Source organism: Kitasatospora sp. NPDC005748, assembly GCF_040630735.1.
In the GTDB taxonomy this organism is placed as follows: Bacteria; Actinomycetota; Actinomycetes; order Streptomycetales; family Streptomycetaceae; genus Kitasatospora.
This window is the reverse complement of the sequence record NZ_JBEXYD010000018.1, coordinates 1-15,198: the sequence shown is the minus strand read 5'-3', so window position 1 is coordinate 15,198 and position 15,198 is coordinate 1. Positions and strand designations below refer to the sequence as shown.

16 protein-coding genes are annotated in these 15,198 nt (G+C 72.1%); 6 read left to right on the top strand and 10 right to left on the bottom strand.

Features of this window, described 5'->3' with window-relative positions; genetic code table 11:
- Window positions 1–29: 29 nt before the first annotated feature.
- Window positions 30–953: a hypothetical protein gene (locus tag ABZ495_RS16160; RefSeq protein WP_359806836.1), complete on the bottom strand. Its 924-nt coding sequence runs from the start codon at window positions 951–953 to the stop codon at window positions 30–32.
- A 514-nt stretch (window positions 954–1,467) separates the two neighbouring features.
- On the opposite strand from ABZ495_RS16160, the gene ABZ495_RS16155 reads away from it, so the two are divergent.
- Window positions 1,468–1,713 (top strand): DUF397 domain-containing protein, encoded by a 246-nt coding sequence (locus ABZ495_RS16155; RefSeq protein WP_329490764.1) that lies wholly within the window; start codon window positions 1,468–1,470, stop codon window positions 1,711–1,713.
- A 327-nt stretch (window positions 1,714–2,040) separates the two neighbouring features.
- Here ABZ495_RS16155 and ABZ495_RS16150 read toward each other — a convergent pair whose 3' ends face one another.
- Window positions 2,041–2,562: an ATP-binding protein gene (locus ABZ495_RS16150; protein ID WP_359806833.1), complete on the bottom strand. Its 522-nt coding sequence runs from the start codon at window positions 2,560–2,562 to the stop codon at window positions 2,041–2,043.
- A gap of 417 nt (window positions 2,563–2,979) precedes the next feature.
- On the opposite strand from ABZ495_RS16150, the gene ABZ495_RS16145 reads away from it, so the two are divergent.
- Window positions 2,980–3,846, top strand: a complete 867-nt coding sequence (locus ABZ495_RS16145) for a helix-turn-helix transcriptional regulator (protein WP_329490766.1) — start codon at window positions 2,980–2,982, stop codon at window positions 3,844–3,846.
- A gap of 45 nt (window positions 3,847–3,891) precedes the next feature.
- Here ABZ495_RS16145 and ABZ495_RS16140 read toward each other — a convergent pair whose 3' ends face one another.
- Complete coding sequence (locus tag ABZ495_RS16140; RefSeq protein ID WP_329490767.1) at window positions 3,892–4,497, bottom strand: helix-turn-helix domain-containing protein; 606 nt, start codon at window positions 4,495–4,497, stop codon at window positions 3,892–3,894.
- A gap of 221 nt (window positions 4,498–4,718) precedes the next feature.
- Complete coding sequence (locus ABZ495_RS16135; protein WP_359806830.1) at window positions 4,719–6,233, bottom strand: MFS transporter; 1,515 nt, start codon at window positions 6,231–6,233, stop codon at window positions 4,719–4,721.
- A gap of 87 nt (window positions 6,234–6,320) precedes the next feature.
- Between ABZ495_RS16135 and ABZ495_RS16130 the strand changes: the two genes are divergently transcribed.
- Window positions 6,321–6,779 (top strand): MarR family transcriptional regulator, encoded by a 459-nt coding sequence (locus ABZ495_RS16130; RefSeq protein WP_359806827.1) that lies wholly within the window; start codon window positions 6,321–6,323, stop codon window positions 6,777–6,779.
- Window positions 6,780–6,828: 49 nt separating this feature from the next.
- Here ABZ495_RS16130 and ABZ495_RS16125 read toward each other — a convergent pair whose 3' ends face one another.
- The 6 genes from ABZ495_RS16125 to ABZ495_RS16100 form a co-directional block, all read right to left on the bottom strand.
- Complete coding sequence (locus ABZ495_RS16125) at window positions 6,829–7,776, bottom strand: M56 family metallopeptidase (RefSeq protein WP_359806825.1); 948 nt, start codon at window positions 7,774–7,776, stop codon at window positions 6,829–6,831.
- A 133-nt stretch (window positions 7,777–7,909) separates the two neighbouring features.
- Complete coding sequence (locus tag ABZ495_RS16120; RefSeq protein ID WP_359806823.1) at window positions 7,910–8,473, bottom strand: DUF5134 domain-containing protein; 564 nt, start codon at window positions 8,471–8,473, stop codon at window positions 7,910–7,912.
- Between the two features lie 201 nt (window positions 8,474–8,674).
- Window positions 8,675–9,433, bottom strand: coding sequence for an amino acid ABC transporter ATP-binding protein (locus ABZ495_RS16115; RefSeq protein ID WP_329490772.1), 759 nt, complete (start codon window positions 9,431–9,433; stop codon window positions 8,675–8,677).
- Complete coding sequence (locus ABZ495_RS16110; RefSeq protein WP_359836425.1) at window positions 9,430–10,380, bottom strand: amino acid ABC transporter permease; 951 nt, start codon at window positions 10,378–10,380, stop codon at window positions 9,430–9,432. The genes ABZ495_RS16115 and ABZ495_RS16110 overlap by 4 nt, the downstream gene beginning before the upstream one ends.
- Window positions 10,381–10,391: 11 nt before the next feature.
- Window positions 10,392–11,273, bottom strand: a complete 882-nt coding sequence (locus tag ABZ495_RS16105; protein WP_359806819.1) for an ABC transporter substrate-binding protein — start codon at window positions 11,271–11,273, stop codon at window positions 10,392–10,394.
- A 164-nt stretch (window positions 11,274–11,437) separates the two neighbouring features.
- Window positions 11,438–11,533 (bottom strand): putative leader peptide, encoded by a 96-nt coding sequence (locus ABZ495_RS16100; RefSeq protein ID WP_352296849.1) that lies wholly within the window; start codon window positions 11,531–11,533, stop codon window positions 11,438–11,440.
- Window positions 11,534–11,716: 183 nt separating this feature from the next.
- Here ABZ495_RS16100 and ABZ495_RS16095 point away from each other — a divergent pair, with 183 nt between their 5' ends.
- Genes ABZ495_RS16095 through ABZ495_RS16085 form a run of 3 tightly spaced genes read left to right on the top strand, consistent with a single transcriptional unit; the run spans window position 11,717 to window position 14,933 of the window.
- A complete protein-coding gene (locus ABZ495_RS16095; protein ID WP_329490777.1) occupies window positions 11,717–13,117 on the top strand; it encodes a DUF6421 family protein in 1,401 nt (466 codons plus the stop codon).
- A complete protein-coding gene (locus ABZ495_RS16090; protein ID WP_329490779.1) occupies window positions 13,114–13,860 on the top strand; it encodes an SDR family NAD(P)-dependent oxidoreductase in 747 nt (248 codons plus the stop codon). The genes ABZ495_RS16095 and ABZ495_RS16090 overlap by 4 nt, the downstream gene beginning before the upstream one ends.
- Complete coding sequence (locus ABZ495_RS16085) at window positions 13,857–14,933, top strand: low specificity L-threonine aldolase (protein ID WP_359836424.1); 1,077 nt, start codon at window positions 13,857–13,859, stop codon at window positions 14,931–14,933. The genes ABZ495_RS16090 and ABZ495_RS16085 overlap by 4 nt, the downstream gene beginning before the upstream one ends.
- The last annotated feature ends 265 nt before the right edge of the window (window positions 14,934–15,198 follow it).

Here is a 15,198-nt window from a genome sequence, read left to right as displayed (position 1 = left end):
GCTCCGGGCCCTTCGGCGTTCGGGGTCCGCTACTCGGCGGCGGGCTCCCCGGCCTCCTGGGCAGCGGCCTCCTCGGCGGCGGCCTGCGCGGCGAACGCCTCGGGGGCGACGGCCGGCAGCACGGCGAGGTAGGTGGCGGCGATCAGCTGGCCCACCGTGGGGTAGGCGCCGAGCGGCGCGGCGCTCGGGCAGCCGGTCTCCTCGGCGGCCGTGGCGAGCAGCTCGGAGTCGGCCTCCGGGCCGATCACCAGCGGGGCCAGCGCGGGGCGCTGGGAGCCGGTCTCCTTGAGGTGCGCGACGGCGGCGGCCACCGAGCCGGGCACGTCGAGCGCGGCGGGCACGACCGGCACCGCGAGGCGGGCGGCCAGCAGCACACCGGTGATCCCGGCCGCCGCGGCGGCCTCCTCGCCACCGACGGTGGTGAGGACGACGCCGTCCGCGGCCGTCGCGATGGCGAACAGCCGGGCGCGGTCGGCGCGGGCCAGCCCCGCCTCGGAGAGCCGGACGTGGACGGCCTCGGCGAGCAGCGGGTGCGGGCCGAGGACATCGGTGACGTGGGCACCGTACTCGGCGGCCAGCGCGTGCAGTTCGGTCAGGAAACCGTGCGGGCCGGGGACCAGCGGCACCACGACCGGGGCGGGCAGGCCCGACTCGGCGGCGTGCGCCAGCAGTTCGGCGACGGAGTACTCGTCACGGCCGGGCTCGCTCCCGCCCGCGCCGCTGTCGAGGTAACCGGCCGCGGTCTGCACGCCGTTCTGCTCACTGCGTACGATCGACAGCAGTTCCTCGACCACGGAACGGGACTCCGGCCCGGCGGTCGCGGGCACCGCGAGCACCAGGGCCGGGGATCCGGCCGGGATCTCGGGGCGCTCGGGGCGTCGGTGGCGCCCCCGCGCACGGGAGCCTGGGGTGCGGACGGGCAGTGGCGCGCCCGGGATGGCTGCGGTGCTCATGGCGGAGATCGTAGGACATCCCCCGGCCAACGCTGCAGTCGGCTGCCGTACCGGGAGGGGCGGGGTGCCCGAAACTCGGACATACCGTGATCAATCCCTATGTGGCTACCACTTCTGCCTGAGACGTGACAGGAGGTGCCGCGCGTTGCGGCGGTGGCGCGTGAGATGTCTCACAGCATACGGACGGTCTGACGGAGGGTCACGGCGGTGCGACTCCGGGCGCCCGAAGATCAACATTCAGCGGGTGGCCGCCTACGGGCGGTTATCGGAGTCTTCCCGATTGCCCCGGATATGTCCGCTTACGTTCCCTCAGGTGTCGAGGCGGTGAAGAGTTCCGTTTTGTCGACGAAAGGCCCGTGCACCTGCAACGTCCCGTGCTGATGCACGTGCACTGGAGCTATCATCACGTCAAGTGAGGCGTTGTGCCGGGCCGGTACGGGGCCGGCCCAGTCGTTCGGCTGCGAGCCGGGGCGCCGAGCTGGACGACTACTCCGGAGCTCTTCGGGAGATTTCTATGCACGACAGGTACGACACGTACAACGGGATGGCGGCTGCGGACCTCAAGGACGTGGTCTGGCAGAAGAGCCTCCACAGCAACTCCCAGGGCAACTGCGTCGAGTTCGCCGCGCTCCCGGGGGGCGACGTGGCGATGCGCAACTCGCGCTTTCCCGATGGTCCGGCACTGATCTACACCCGGGCCGAGATCGCGGCGCTGCTGCTGGGCGCCAAGGACGGGGAGTTCGACCACCTGGCGGTCTGACCGCTTCGTCTTCTTCGCCATCGGGGGGCCGTCGTGGGTGCACACCACGACGGCCTTTGTCTTCTCCGCCCGGCCGCCCCGTGGTGGGCGTCGTGAGCGGGTGCCGCCGGTGCGGCCGTCGCTCCGGGAGGCTGTCACCGGGCGATCGCGCGACCGGCTGCCGTCGGGCGGTCGCCGTCGGGCCGGGGCTCGCGGGCGGGCCGCTGCGGACCGGGCACCACACGTCTGCCGCCAGGAGCGTGCGCGGCCGCGGATCGGGAGCGGTGCCGTCCTCCCGGTGCCGCACCCCGGGAGTGGTGCCGTCCTCCCGCCGGCCGCGGCGCACGGCTAGGCCGAGCGGCGGTGCCGCCCGCCGAGCTCCGCCAGCGCGCCGGCCTCGGGCTCGAACAGAGCCCAGACCACCTTGCCGCCGCCCAGCGGGTGCCAGCCCCAGGACCGGCTGAACGAGTCCACCAGGTGCAGCCCGCGACCCGATTCGGCGACGAAGTCCGCCTCCCGGGCCACCGGCCCGGTGCTGCTGGGGTCACTGACCGCGCAGACCACCTGCGGTGCGCGGTGCACCAGGCTTATTCGGATCGGTAGTCGCCCCTCGGGAGCGGGCTGGGTGGGAAAGTCGTAGTCGTCGCGCGCGCCGCCCGTCGCCCCGGGGCACGCGCCGATGGCGTGCCGCAGGGCATTGGTCACCAGTTCCGAGGCCACCAGTGCGACGTCGTCGAACAGTTCGCCCAGTCCCCAGCGCTGAAGAGCGGTCCTGGCGAAGTCGCGCGCGGTTCTGACGGCTTCGTAGCGAGGGGCGAGCGTACAGGTGACCACATGGGGATCGACTGCCAAGGCCGTACCGGTGCTCATGAAGAGCTCCTCCCATAAGGGGGCGGACACGGCTGGACCCGCCGGGGTCATGCCGGTCACCTCCGACTCGCTAGGCCGCGCGGCCGACCCCTCGACCAGTCGCGCGCGCACACGAAGGCCCGGTGGCGCGAGGGCGCTGCCGGGCTGGTGCGCGGAGTCGCGCGTGGGGTCGACGCGGAGCCCGCGGGATTGCCAGGGATGTGCAGGTGCACGTGCACCATCGTCCTCTGCGCTCACTGCAGATGCAAGAGTCGATTCACGTGCAGTCGTTCAAATGGCATATGCAAGCGCCGAATGCACGTGCATCCTGGTGTGAGGAGTGCAGAACTGATAGGAACATCCGTCAGTATCGGCACCGTGAGCGCTCAACTGATGGCAGACTGTGCGCTGTTTGCCCTAGGTGGAGGTTTCGACCGCATGACCACAGTTCAGCCGGGCGGCGGCTCGATGGTCCGCCGGATCCTCCTCGGCTCCCAGCTGCGCCGCCTCCGCGAGGCGCGCGGCATCACCCGCGAGGACGCGGGCTATGCGATCCGTGCCTCCGAGTCGAAGATCAGCCGCATGGAGCTCGGCCGCGTCAGCTTCAAGGAGCGCGACGTCGCCGATCTGCTCAGCCTCTACGGCGTGGACGACGGCGGTGAGCGCGAGGCCCTGCTCGGCCTGGTCCGGGAGGCCAACAAGTCCGGCTGGTGGCACAGCTTCAACGACGTGCTGCCGGGCTGGTTCCAGACCTATGTCGGCCTGGAGGAGGCCGCCGCACTGATCCGCACCTACGAGGTCCAGTTCATCCCCGGCCTGCTGCAGTCCGAGGAGTACGCACGGGCGGTTTTCGGTCAGAGTCGCCCGGTGATCAGCGAGGACGAGGTCGAGCGGCGGGTGAGCCTGCGGCTGCGCCGCCAGAAGTTGCTCGCCGAGGGCAGCAGCCCCCGGCTCTGGGCGGTCATCGACGAGGCGGCCCTGCGCCGGCCGGTCGGCGGTCCCAAGGTGATGCGCGGTCAGGTGCAGTACCTGATCGACGTCGCCGAGCAGGCCAACGTGGTGATCCAGGTGATGCCGTTCCGCTTCGGCGCCCACGCCGGGGAGTCCGGGGCGTTCACGATCCTGCGCTTCCCCGAGCAGGACCTCGCCGACGTGGTCTACCTGGAGCAGCTCACCAGCGCGCTCTACCTCGACAAGCGCGACGACGTCGACGCGTACATCCAGGTCATGGAGCGGCTCTGCGTCGACAGCCTGACGCCGGAGCGCACCATCGACCTGCTGGCGTCGATCCTCAAGGAGCGCTGACCCGGCCCGGGCGACCGGGCACCGAACGGCCGCCGGCCGCCGCGTTCACCCGCGGGCCGGCGGCCGTTCGCGTTCCGGCGGCTGCGGCTGCGGGGGGAGGCCGAGCGGCCAGTCCAGGCCGTAGCGGCCGAACAGGTCGGCGCGGATCAGCGCCAGCGGCAGTTCGGCACCCGGCAGCAGCACCCCGATGCAGCCGCCCATCAGCGCGCTGCGCAGCACCGCGTGCTCGGCGAGCGGGTCGGGCGCGCCCCAGTCGCGCAGCAGCCCCTGGAGGATCGCGCCGAGCTGCCGCTGCTCCGGGTCCTGGACGAAGGCGCCGGTGTCCGGGTCCAGGATGAGCGCGAGGTGCGAGCGCATCACCCGGGGGTGGTCCATCGCCAGCCCCAGCACGGTGTCGATCGCGCGGGCCAGCCGGGCCTCCGGCGAGGAGCCGGGCTCCATCGCGTCCAGGGCGGCCGACAGCGCCAGGTGCATCATCCGGTGGGTCGCCGACTGCATCAGCAGCCGTTTGCCGTCGAAGTAGTACGAGAGCAGGCCGCGGGCGAGGCCGGCCCGCTCGGCGATGTCGGTCAGCGTGGTGCCCGCGTAGCCGTGCTCGTCGACGAGTTCGACGGTGGCGCGCATGATGCGCCGGCGGGAGCGTTGACGCATTTCCTCATTGACCGAATCCCCGCGAGGTGCCATCGTGTCTGCTCCGTACGTTCGTTGGCTCCTGGCCAATATACTGGCGGCGCGAGCCGCCGATCCGTGGAACTCCGCACTTGGGCGGGACTGCGGGGATCGGCTCGTACGGGCGCGCCGGCTCCACCGACACGGGGGTTTGGTGGAGCCGGCGCGTACCTGAGGTCGAGGACGGGGCCGGGCTGGTGGGGTCAGCTCTTGGTCAGGACCTCGTCCCGCCGGTCGGCCAGGTCGACGGACGGATAATCATAGTCCGGGACGGACACGGGAGTTGACCGCTTGCGCCGGTCGAGCACGGCGCCCGCGGTGGCGATCAGGAAGCCCAGCGCGGCGATCCCGGTGATGAGGACCAGGGCGGGCCGGTAGCCGTCCAGCTGGGCCTGGGCACCGTCCCCTCCGCCGCTGCCCGCGGTGATCATCGCGGTGGCCCCGGCGAGCACCACGGCCGTACCCACCTGGATCGCGGTGTTGACCAGCCCGGAGGCCAGGCCCTGCTCCTCGTCGCCCACGCCGTCGGTGGCGGCGATGTTCACCGAGGGGAAGGCCAGGGCGAAGCCGACGCCCAGCAGGATCATCGACGGCAGCACCAGGGTGAGGTACGAGCTGTGCTCGTCCAGCCGCAGGAACAGCGCGAAGGCGGCGGTCAGGGCGAGCAGGCCGATCGGCAGCAGCCGGCCGGTGCCGAAGCGGTCCACGATCGGGCCCATGAACGGGGCCGACAGCGCGATGAAGGCACCGGCCGGGAGCAGTCCGAGCGCCATCTGCAGGGCCGACCAGCCGAGCAGGTGCTGGAGGTAGAGGGTGACCACGAACTGGAAGCCGCCGTAGGCGCCGGTCATGGTGAAGGCGATCACGTTGGCCCGGGCGACCGAGCCGTTGCGGAAGATGCCGAGCCTGACCAGCGGGTGGGCGGTGCGGCTCTCGGTGACCAGGAAGGCGGCGGCCAGGGCGGCGACCACGACGAGCGAGCCGAGGGTGCGCGGGCTCAGCCAGCCGGCGCCCTGCGCCTCGGTGACGGTGAAGACCAGGAGCAGCACGGTGAGCGTGCCGGTGATCGCGCCGAGCACGTCGTACCCGCCCTTGGCCCGCTCCTCGACCGGGCGGGGGAGCAGCCGGATCGCGAAGAGCAGGGCCAGCAGGGCGACCGGGACGGGCATCAGGAAGGTCCAGCGCCAGCCGACCGAGGTGAGCAGGCCGCTGAGCACCAGGCCGAGCGAGAAGCCGCTGGCGCCGCAGGTGGTGTAGATGGAGAGTGCCCGGTTGCGGGCCGGGCCCTCCGCGAACGTGGTGGTGATGATCGACAGGCCGGCGGGCGCGGTGAAGGCCGCGCTGACGCCCTTGAGGAAGCGGGCGGCGATCAGCAGGCCGCCGTCGTCGACCAGGCCACCGAGCAGTGAGGCGCCCGCGAAGACGCCGAGGGCGACCAGGAACACCCGGCGCCGGCCGAGCAGGTCGGCGGCGCGCCCGCCGAGCAGCAGCAGTCCGCCGTAGCCGAGGACGTAGCCGGAGACCACCCATTGCAGTGCGGAGGTGGAGAGGTGGAGTTCGGAGCCGATGGACGGGAGGGCGACGCCGACCATGGAGACGTCGAGGGCGTCCAGGAACATCGCGGCACAGAGCACGATCAGGGTGCCCCAGAGGCGGGGGGTCCAGCGCAGCCCGGAGGCTGACGGGTCGTCGGTTGCGGGGACGGTCGCGGTGGTCATGGGGAGGACACTACATGCACGTGCATTCATTGCAAGTGAATTTAATGCGGTCACATAAGTTTCATGTGCACGTGGTACTGTGGCCGGGTGGCTGAACTCGACTCTCCGGCGGAGGCAGGTCTGGTCGCCGAATGGCGAGACCTGCTGGCCCGCCATGCCGCGACGTCCTGTGCGCTCGATCGCGAGCTGGGTGAGAACCACGACCTGGGCGTGAGCGAGTTCGAGGTGCTGGAGCGCCTGGTCGAGGAGCGCGACAGCGCGGTCGGCCACCAGCTGCGGGTCCAGGAGCTGGCCGACACCGTCCATCTGAGCCAGAGCGCGCTCTCGCGGCTGATCGGCCGGCTGGAGAAGGCCGGGCTGGTGACGCGTGCGATGTGCCCCAACGACCGGCGCGGCATCCAGGTGGCGCTCACCGAGGCCGGCTGCCGGCGCTACGCCGAGGCCCGGCCGCTGCACCGCGAGGTCCTCGCGCGCACGCTCGGCTTCCCGGTCTCCCCCGACCCGGTCTCTCCCGGCACTCCCGGCGGGGAGCCGGCGTCGGCCTGACGCTCCGTCACCGGTGCGCCGAGGGCGGGCTCGTAGGCCCGCGCCGGAATCAGAACAGGGTCGAGAGCCCCGGTGCGGCGGCCAGCAGGACGGCGGCGGCCGGCGCGGCGAGCGCGGCCAGGGTGAGCCGCAGCCGGTGGGTGACGGGCAGCCGGGGCCGCCCGGCGAGCAGTCGGTCCACCCGCTTCGGGGACTGCGCCAGCCCCGGCGGGCAGGAGCCGAACACCCCGCGGTCCAAGTTGAGTTCGGCCAGCGCCACGGCGGTGGTGTGCCGCCCGTGCCGGCGGGCCGCCCGGTCGTCCGCGGCCAGCTCCACGAGTTCGCCCACCTGGTCCCGGAAGGCGCTGAACACGCCGACCCCGGGGAAGCCCGAGGCGAGGGCCTGCGAGCACTGCGACAGCCAGTGGTGCCGGGCCCGGACGTGTCCGCGCTCATGGCTCAGCACGGCGGCCAACTCCCGGTCCGTCAGCTGCTGGAGGGCTCCGGTGGTGACCACCAGCCGGGAGTTGTGGCCGGGCAGCGACCAGGCCTCCGGGCGGACGTTCTCGAGCACCACCAGCCGCTCCCCGCGGTGCTTCAGGGTGTCGATGGACCCCGGCAACTCGGGAGCCCGGCTCGCCAGTTGGGCGTGCCGCTGATTGCGCAGGGCCTTCGCCGAGCGGACTTCGCGGGTCAGTGCCAGCACGGTCTGCACGCCGCCCGCCGCCAGGACCGCGGCACAGAGCCGCCCCCAGCCCTCGGCGTCCTGGAGCGCGTACGCGGCCTCGACGCCGTGCGGCGCGCCGGTGAAGAGCAGTACCCGCAGCTCCGGCAGGGCGGCCGAGGCGGCCAGGACCAGGCTCAGGGCGCAGCACAGCAGGACGGCGACCACCAGGCACTGCCAGACCAGCAGGGCCAGCACGGGTTCGCGCTCGGCCCAGCGGGCCCGGGCCAGCAGCCGGGGCGCCACGGTCGAGAGCAGCAGTCCGAGCAGCAGCAGGCCGAGCAGGGCCGTCATGGCATGGGCTCCCCGAGTACGCACGGAACGCGACAGCGCGCTCCGTGCCAACCTAAGCGCTGTCGGCGTCCGGAGGAACGGCTTTCGGCCACCCAGTGACCAACGCCACGCCCCCGGGCCGCACGGGCCGCTCTCACATCGTCAGGAGCATGGCGAACATGCCCAGGCCCATCGCCAGTCGGCAGGCCCGGGGCAGCCCGGCGGTGCGCAGGCTCCCGGACACCTGGCCGCCCGGTGCGGCCAGCAGGTGGCTGCCGGCCCAGAGCGAGTAGCCGCCGAAGTAGAGCAGCAGCGCGCCGGTCAGCAGCGGGGCCCCGGCGCTCGCGCCGTGATGATGGCCGTGGGCCGGCGCGGCCGCCATCGCGAGCGCCATGTACGTCATCGCCAGTCCGCCGACCGCGTGGTGCAGCCGGTGGCCGCGCCCGGTCCGGTCGCGGGCGGCGGCCAGCAGGAAGAGCACCGCGGGGAGGCCGAACAGCCAGACCCAGAGCACGGCGGGGACGGCGGCCCCGGCGAGGGCCATGGCCGCCATCCCGAGCCCCATCAGGGCCTCGGCGGCGTCCGACTCGTGGGCATGGCCGCGGCCCGCCCCGGCGTCCGCCGCGCACGGGGTGCGGCCCAGGCGGCTGAGGCAGTAGGCGCCGGACGTGGCGGTGAGGAGGGCCAGCAGCCAGCTGACCAGCACTGGACCGTGCAACGGCGGCCTCCCGGAGAACGCGGACAGACGTGCTGTCCACGATCACCGGTCGAAGCCGCGCGCAGCAGGGCGCGAACGGGGGCGCATGGGAGTGACGGGCGTAGTGATTCCTCGGGAGGCACCCCCGAGGCCCGGGTGCACTGGTCCGTTCGAGTGGCACCGGTTCGTTCGGTCGGCGACCTGCCGGCCGAGCGCCGGGGCCTACGGCGCCAGTCGTCCGGAGGCGACCACCCGGCTCAGGAACCGCCTGGTCCGGTCGTGCTGCGGATCGCCGAACACCTGCTCCGGCGGGCCCTGTTCGAGCACCACCCCGGACTCCAGGAAGCAGACCTGGTCCGCCACCTCACGGGCGAAGCCCATCTCGTGGGTGGAGACGACCATCGTCATGCCCCGCTCCTTGAGGTCCCGCACCACCGCGAGCACCTCGCCGACCAGCACCGGGTCGAGCGCGGCGGTGATCTCGTCGAGCAGCAGCAGCCGGGGCCCGGTGGCCAGCGCGCGGACGATGGCGACCCGCTGCTGCTGCCCGCCGGAGAGCCGGTCCGGGTACTCCCGGGCCTTGGCCGCGAGACCCAGCCGGTCCAGCAGCTCCAGCGCCTCGGCCTCGGCCTCGGCCCGGCCACGCCGGTGCACCCGGCGCGGCGCCAGCGTGACGTTCTCCAGCACCGTCATGTGCGGGAACAGGTTGTACGCCTGGAACACCACACCGATCCGGCGCCGGACGGCGTCCTCGTCGGTGCGCGGATCGGTGATCTCCGCGCCGTCCAGGAAGATCGCGCCGTCGTCGATCCGCTCCAGCAGGTTGGCGCACCGCATCAGGGTGGACTTGCCGGAGCCGGACGCGCCGATCAGCGCCGTCACGGTGTGCTCGGGCACGGTGAGGTCCACGTCGCGCAGGACCAGCTGGGAGCCGAAGCTCTTGCGCACCGACTCCAGCCGCAGGACCGGGTTGGTCGTCACACGGCACCTCCCTGGTGCTGACGGCGGTTCATCCGGCGGGACAGCCAGTCGGTGAACCGGGTGAGCGGCACGGTCAGCACGATGAAGACCAGCCCGGCCACCACGTACGGGGTGTAGTTGAACGACCGGCTGGCGATGATCTTCGCCGCGTACACCGCGTCGATCGCCCCGCCGATCGACACCAGGCCGGTGTCCTTCTGCAGGCTGACCAGGTTGTTCAGCAGTGGCGGCACCACCCGCCGGACCGCCTGCGGCAGCACCACGTGGCGCATCGCCTGCGCGTTGCTCAGCCCGAGCGAACGGGCGGCCGCCCGCTGGTCGGGGTGCACCGAGTCGATGCCGGCCCGGAAGACCTCGGAGACGTACGCGGAGTACGTCAGCACCAGCGCGGCGCCGCCGAGCAGCATCGGATCCGTGGTCACCCCGGTCAGCCGCAGCGCCGGCACGCCGGTGATCATGACCAGCAGACAGATGATCATCGGCAGGCCGAGGAAGAAGTCCACGTACGCCGTGGCCAGCAGCCGCACCGGCAGGAAGACCGGTCCGCGCAGCGTCCGCAGCACCGCCAGCAGCAGGCCGAGGACCAGGATCAGCACCCCGCAGCCGAGCATCAGCTCCAGGTTGATCCGCAGGCCCCTGAGCACCTCCGGCAGCGCCCGGCGGGCGTAGTCGGCGTCGAAGAAGGCCCTCCGGGTGGCCGCCCAGCCGGGGGAGTTGACCACCAGCAGGGAGAGCGCCACGGCGGTCACCAGGGTCGACGCCCCGGCGATCAGCGCGGCCCGGCGGCTGCGGCCGCGCCGGTACGCCTCGTGCGCCAGCCGCCGCGCGGACGGGCGGTAGCCGTCGTCCGGCGCCGGCCCGGGCGGGTCCGTCCGCCGGCGCCGGAGCAGCCCGGTGCCGCTCCCGCCGCCGGCCTTGCGGGGACCGGCCCCGGCCTCGGTGCTCATCGGGGCCCCGCTCACTTCAGGACGGGTGCGGAGACGGCGTCGGAGAGCCACTGCTTCTCCAGCTTCGCCAGCACGCCCTCGGCCCGCAAGGCGTCCACCGCCCGCGTGACGCACCCGGTGAGCCGGGAGCCCTTGTCCAGCACCAGCCCGAACTGCTCGCCCCGCGCCGCCCCTTCGAACTGCCCGACCACCTGGGCATCCGTCACCTCGGCACCGGTGATGTAGAACGCCGTCGGCAGGTCCACCACCAGGGCCTCGATCTGGCCGTTCCGCAGTGCGGCCTTCGCCAGGTCGTTGGAGTCGAACACGGCCGGCTGCACGGTCGGCCGGATGGTGTCGGTGACGACCTCCAGACTGGTGGTGCCCACCTGCGCGCCCAGCTTGGCGCCCTTCAGGTCGGCGACGCTCTTCGCCCCGGCCGCCTTGGAGCTCTTCAGCGCGATCACCGCCTGCCGCACGTCGTAGTAGCCGGAGGAGAAGTCGACGGCCTGCTTGCGCTCGTCACTGATCGACACCTGGTTGATGTCGAAGTCGAAGTCCTTGGCGCCCGGGGTGGTGGCCTTGCCGAACGGCGCCGCCACCCATGTCACCTTCTCCTTCGGGTAGCCGAGCTTCTCGGCCACGGCGTACGCCACCGCCGACTCGAAGCCCTTGCCGTTCTCCGGCTTGTCGTCCGTGAACCAGGGGTCGTAGGCGGGCTGGTCGGTGCCGATCGTCAGCGTTCCCGCGGCGCGGGTGCCCAGCGCACCCGGCGCGCAGCCGTCGGCCGTCCCCGGGGCACTCGCGGCGGCGCCCGTGCCGGACGCGTCGGACGCCGAGTCCTGCGGCGCGCACGCGGTCAGCGCGGCGGCGGTGACCAGCAGGGCGGCGAACGGCTTGCGGAGGGAGGTCATGGCGGGGCTCCTGGAAAGAGGGACCGGAACGAGCGGGGAGCGAGCGGCGCGGGGGCGCGGGCCGGGCCGGCACCCCGGCGGGTCACTTCCCCCCGGTGGCGGCGCCGGAACACAGGCGGCATGGTCGGCGTACGGAGCCGCGTCCGCGGCGCCCCCGAGCCGGATCAGCGGCAGCGGCAGAGACCGCGCGCACAACAGCTGGAAGACACCCGGAGCAGGTCGATGTGGCGTCGCGCCACCAGGATCACCGCCGGGAGCATGGCGGGAGGTTCGCATCCCCACGGCGCGGCTGTCCAGAACATCCAGATGACCGTCCACATGCCGGACAAGCGGTTTCGGAGCCCCGAACCGGGAGAATCGACGGCAGGGCCCCCCTTGAACAGGAGAACCTGTCGTACTTATGGTGGTCCTGTTGAAATACCTCCTGTCGAAGTGAGTCCACGATGCAGAATCTTTCGCCAAGGCTCGCTGTGGCGGCCGACGCCCCGGTCTCGACCCACGCCGGCCACCCGGCCTGGCTCCGGCTGAAGGACGCGGTCGAGGCCCTGCGCCCGCTGCAGTCCAAGGACGGCTCGATCGACCTGTCCGCCGTGCAGCGGCACACGGTCGACCCGCTGGTCGCCACGGTCCGCAGTGCGATCGCGGAACTCGCCCCGCTCTTCCCGCACGACGCCGCCTACCTCGCCGCCGTCGACGCGGACCTGGCCAAGTGGGCCGACACCGGCTACCGGGAGCCCGACTTCCTGGACTCGCTGCTCGCCTTCCAGCCCGCCGACCAGCGCGAGGACGGCCTGGAGCACCTGGTCGTCTTCGCGATGTACACCCAGAACGGCAACCCGAACCGCAACCTGGAAGCCGTCCTGCTGCGCGTGGTCTGGCCGGACTGGCTGGCCGAGCTGGAGCGCACCCGCTTCGACAACCCGATGTTCGTGCCGATCACCTTCACCGACTTCACGGCCGGCTACGACACCAACTCCGCCGTCCTGTTCCCCGAGACCGTGGCCGTGCGCAAGGCGCCGGAACGCTTCACCTGGGGCGGCATCTTCTGCGACCGCGAGGCCGCCCGCTTCCGCGCCGTCACCACCAGCGCCGTCCGGCAGCTCGGCCTGGAGATCCCGGCCGACGCCGAGGGCCTGCTGGAGGACCAGGAGCGCGCCCAGCAGACCTTCGTGCTGTGGGACCTCGTCCACGACCGCACCCACAGCCACGGCGACCTGCCGTTCGACCCCTTCATGATCAAGCAGCGCAGCCCGTTCTGGATGTACGGCCTGGAGGAGCTCCGCTGCGACCTCACCGCCTTCAAGGAGGCCGTGAAGCTGCAGGCCGAGGGCTACGCCCAGGGCCGCGACGTCCAGTACGCCATCCTCTTCGACCGGATGTTCCGCTTCCCGGTCAGCGGTGACCGCGTGCGCAACTACGACGGCATGGGCGGCCAGCTGCTCTTCGCCTACCTGCACAAGCACGACGCGCTGCGCTGGCGCGACAACCGCCTGAGCATCGACTGGGACCGCGTCGCCGACGTGACCAACGCGCTCTGCGGCGAGATCGAGACCCTGTACCGCGACGGCATCGACCGCCCGAAGACGGCCCACTGGATCGCCGCCTACCAGCTGGTCTCCCGCTACCTCACCCCGCACCCCGCCTCCACCTGGGCGAAGGGCCCCGACGCGCTGCCGCTGGACACCGCCGACGGCAAGGCGCTCAACAAGGCCCTGTGCGACGCCGTCCACCCGGACGAGTTCCCGTTGAGCATGTTCTACGAGGCCCTCGCCAAGAAGCTCGGCGGCGTCATCGCCGCCACCACCGGCATCACCGGCGCCGGCATCCAGGAGGTCGCCGCGTGAGCACCCACCTCGAAGGCAAGGTCATCGCCGTCGCCGGAGCCAGCGGCCCGGCCGGCCAGGCCGTGCTGCGCCGGCTCGCCGCCGACGGCGCCACCGTGATCGGCGCCGACATCGACCCGCAGCGGCTGGAGAAGGCCCTCGACACCGTGCGCGGGGCAGTCCCCGGCGCCCGGGTCAGCGGCCAGGTCATCGACCTGCTCGACCCGCAGGAGGTCCACGACTGGGCCGACCACCTGGAGGCCGAGCACGGCCACGTCGACGGCCTGCTGCACCTGGTCGGCGGCTGGCGCGGCAGCAAGAAGTTCTTCGACACCCGGATCGACGACTGGGACTTCCTGCACGACACCGTGGTGCGCACGCTCCAGCACACCTCGCTCGCCTTCCAGCCCGCGCTGCTCCGCAGCGAGTCCGGCCGGTACGCGATGATCTCCGCCGCCGCCGCCCACAAGCCGACCGCCGGCGGCGCCGCCTACGCGGCGGCCAAGGCCGCCACCGAGGCGTGGACGCTCGCCATGGCGGACTCCTTCAAGAAGGAGACCACCGCCGAGGACGGCGAGCCCACCGCCGCGGCTGCGATCCTGGTGATCAAGGCGTTGGTCAGCCCCGAGATGCGGGCGGAGAAGCCGGACGCGAAGTTCGCCGGCTTCACCGACACGGCCGACCTCGCCACCGCCCTGGCGGGCCTCTGGGACCGCCCCGCAGCAGAACTGAACGGACAGCACCTGTGGCTGACAGCCCGATGACCGAACCGACCTCCACCGACGCGGTACGGCGGCACGACCCCGCCGTCCGGGGCTTCGCCAGCGACAACTACGCCGGCGTGCACCCGGAGGTCCTCGCCGCGATGGCGCTCGCCAACGGTGGCCACCAGGTCGCCTACGGCGAGGACGACTACACGGCCCACCTGCAGGACGTCTTCCGCCGCCACTTCGGCGAGCACGCCGAGGCGTACCCCGTCTTCAACGGCACCGGCGCCAACGTCGTCGCCCTGCAGGCGCTGCTCCCGCGCTGGGGCGCGGTCGTCGCGGCCGAGAGCGCCCACATCAACGTGGACGAGGGCGGCGCGCCGGAGAAGATGGGCGGCATCAAGCTGCTCACCGTCCCCACCCCGGACGGCAAGCTCACCCCCGAGCTCATCGACCAGCAGGCCTGGGGCTTCGGCGACGAGCACCGCGCGCAGCCGCTCGCGGTCTCGATCACCCAGAGCACCGAGCTCGGCACCCTCTACACGGTGGACGAGATCCGGGCCATCGTCGACCACGCCCACCAGCTCGGCATGCTGGTGCACGTGGACGGTTCGCGGCTGGCGAACGCCGCCGCCTCGCTCGGCGTGCCGCTGCGCGCCTTCACCACCGACGTCGGCGTGGACGTGCTGTCGTACGGCGGGACGAAGAACGGGCTGCTCTTCGGCGAGGTCGTGGTGGTCCTGAACCCCGAGCGGGTCCGGAACATCAAGTACCTGCGCAAGACCTCGATGCAGCTGGCGTCGAAGATGCGCTTCGTGTCGGTCCAGTTCGAGGCGCTGCTCGCGGGCGACCTCTATCTCCGCAACGCCGGCCACGCCAACGCCATGGCCAGCCGGCTGGAGGCGGCCGTCCGCGGGATCGAGGGCGTGACCGTCGTCCGCCCGGTCGAGGCCAATGCGGTGTTCGCGATTCTCCCGCGCGAGGTCAGCGAGCGACTGCAGAAGCGTTACCGCTTCTACTTCTGGAACGAGCACACCGGCGAGGTCCGCTGGATGTGTTCGTACGACACCACCGAGGCGGACATCGACGCCTTCGCGGCCGCCATCGCCGAGGAGATGGGCCGCGCCTGACGGTGCCGGTGACCGCGGATCGTCCCGTCCTGCGACAGCAGGGCGGGACGATTTGCATGTGGCGGGCCGGTCCCCGTACAGTTCCGGAGTCGCACCGAGAGGGGCGACGGAATGCGAATCCGATGAATGAAACTCCGAAAAACGGAGCGGAAAACATCTGATAAGCTTCAAACACGAAAGAACGAAGCGCCCGGAGGGCCCGCTGGAAGGCGGTCCGAAGGAAGTGTCCGTTCCTTGAGAACTCAACAGCGTGCCAAAAGTCAAC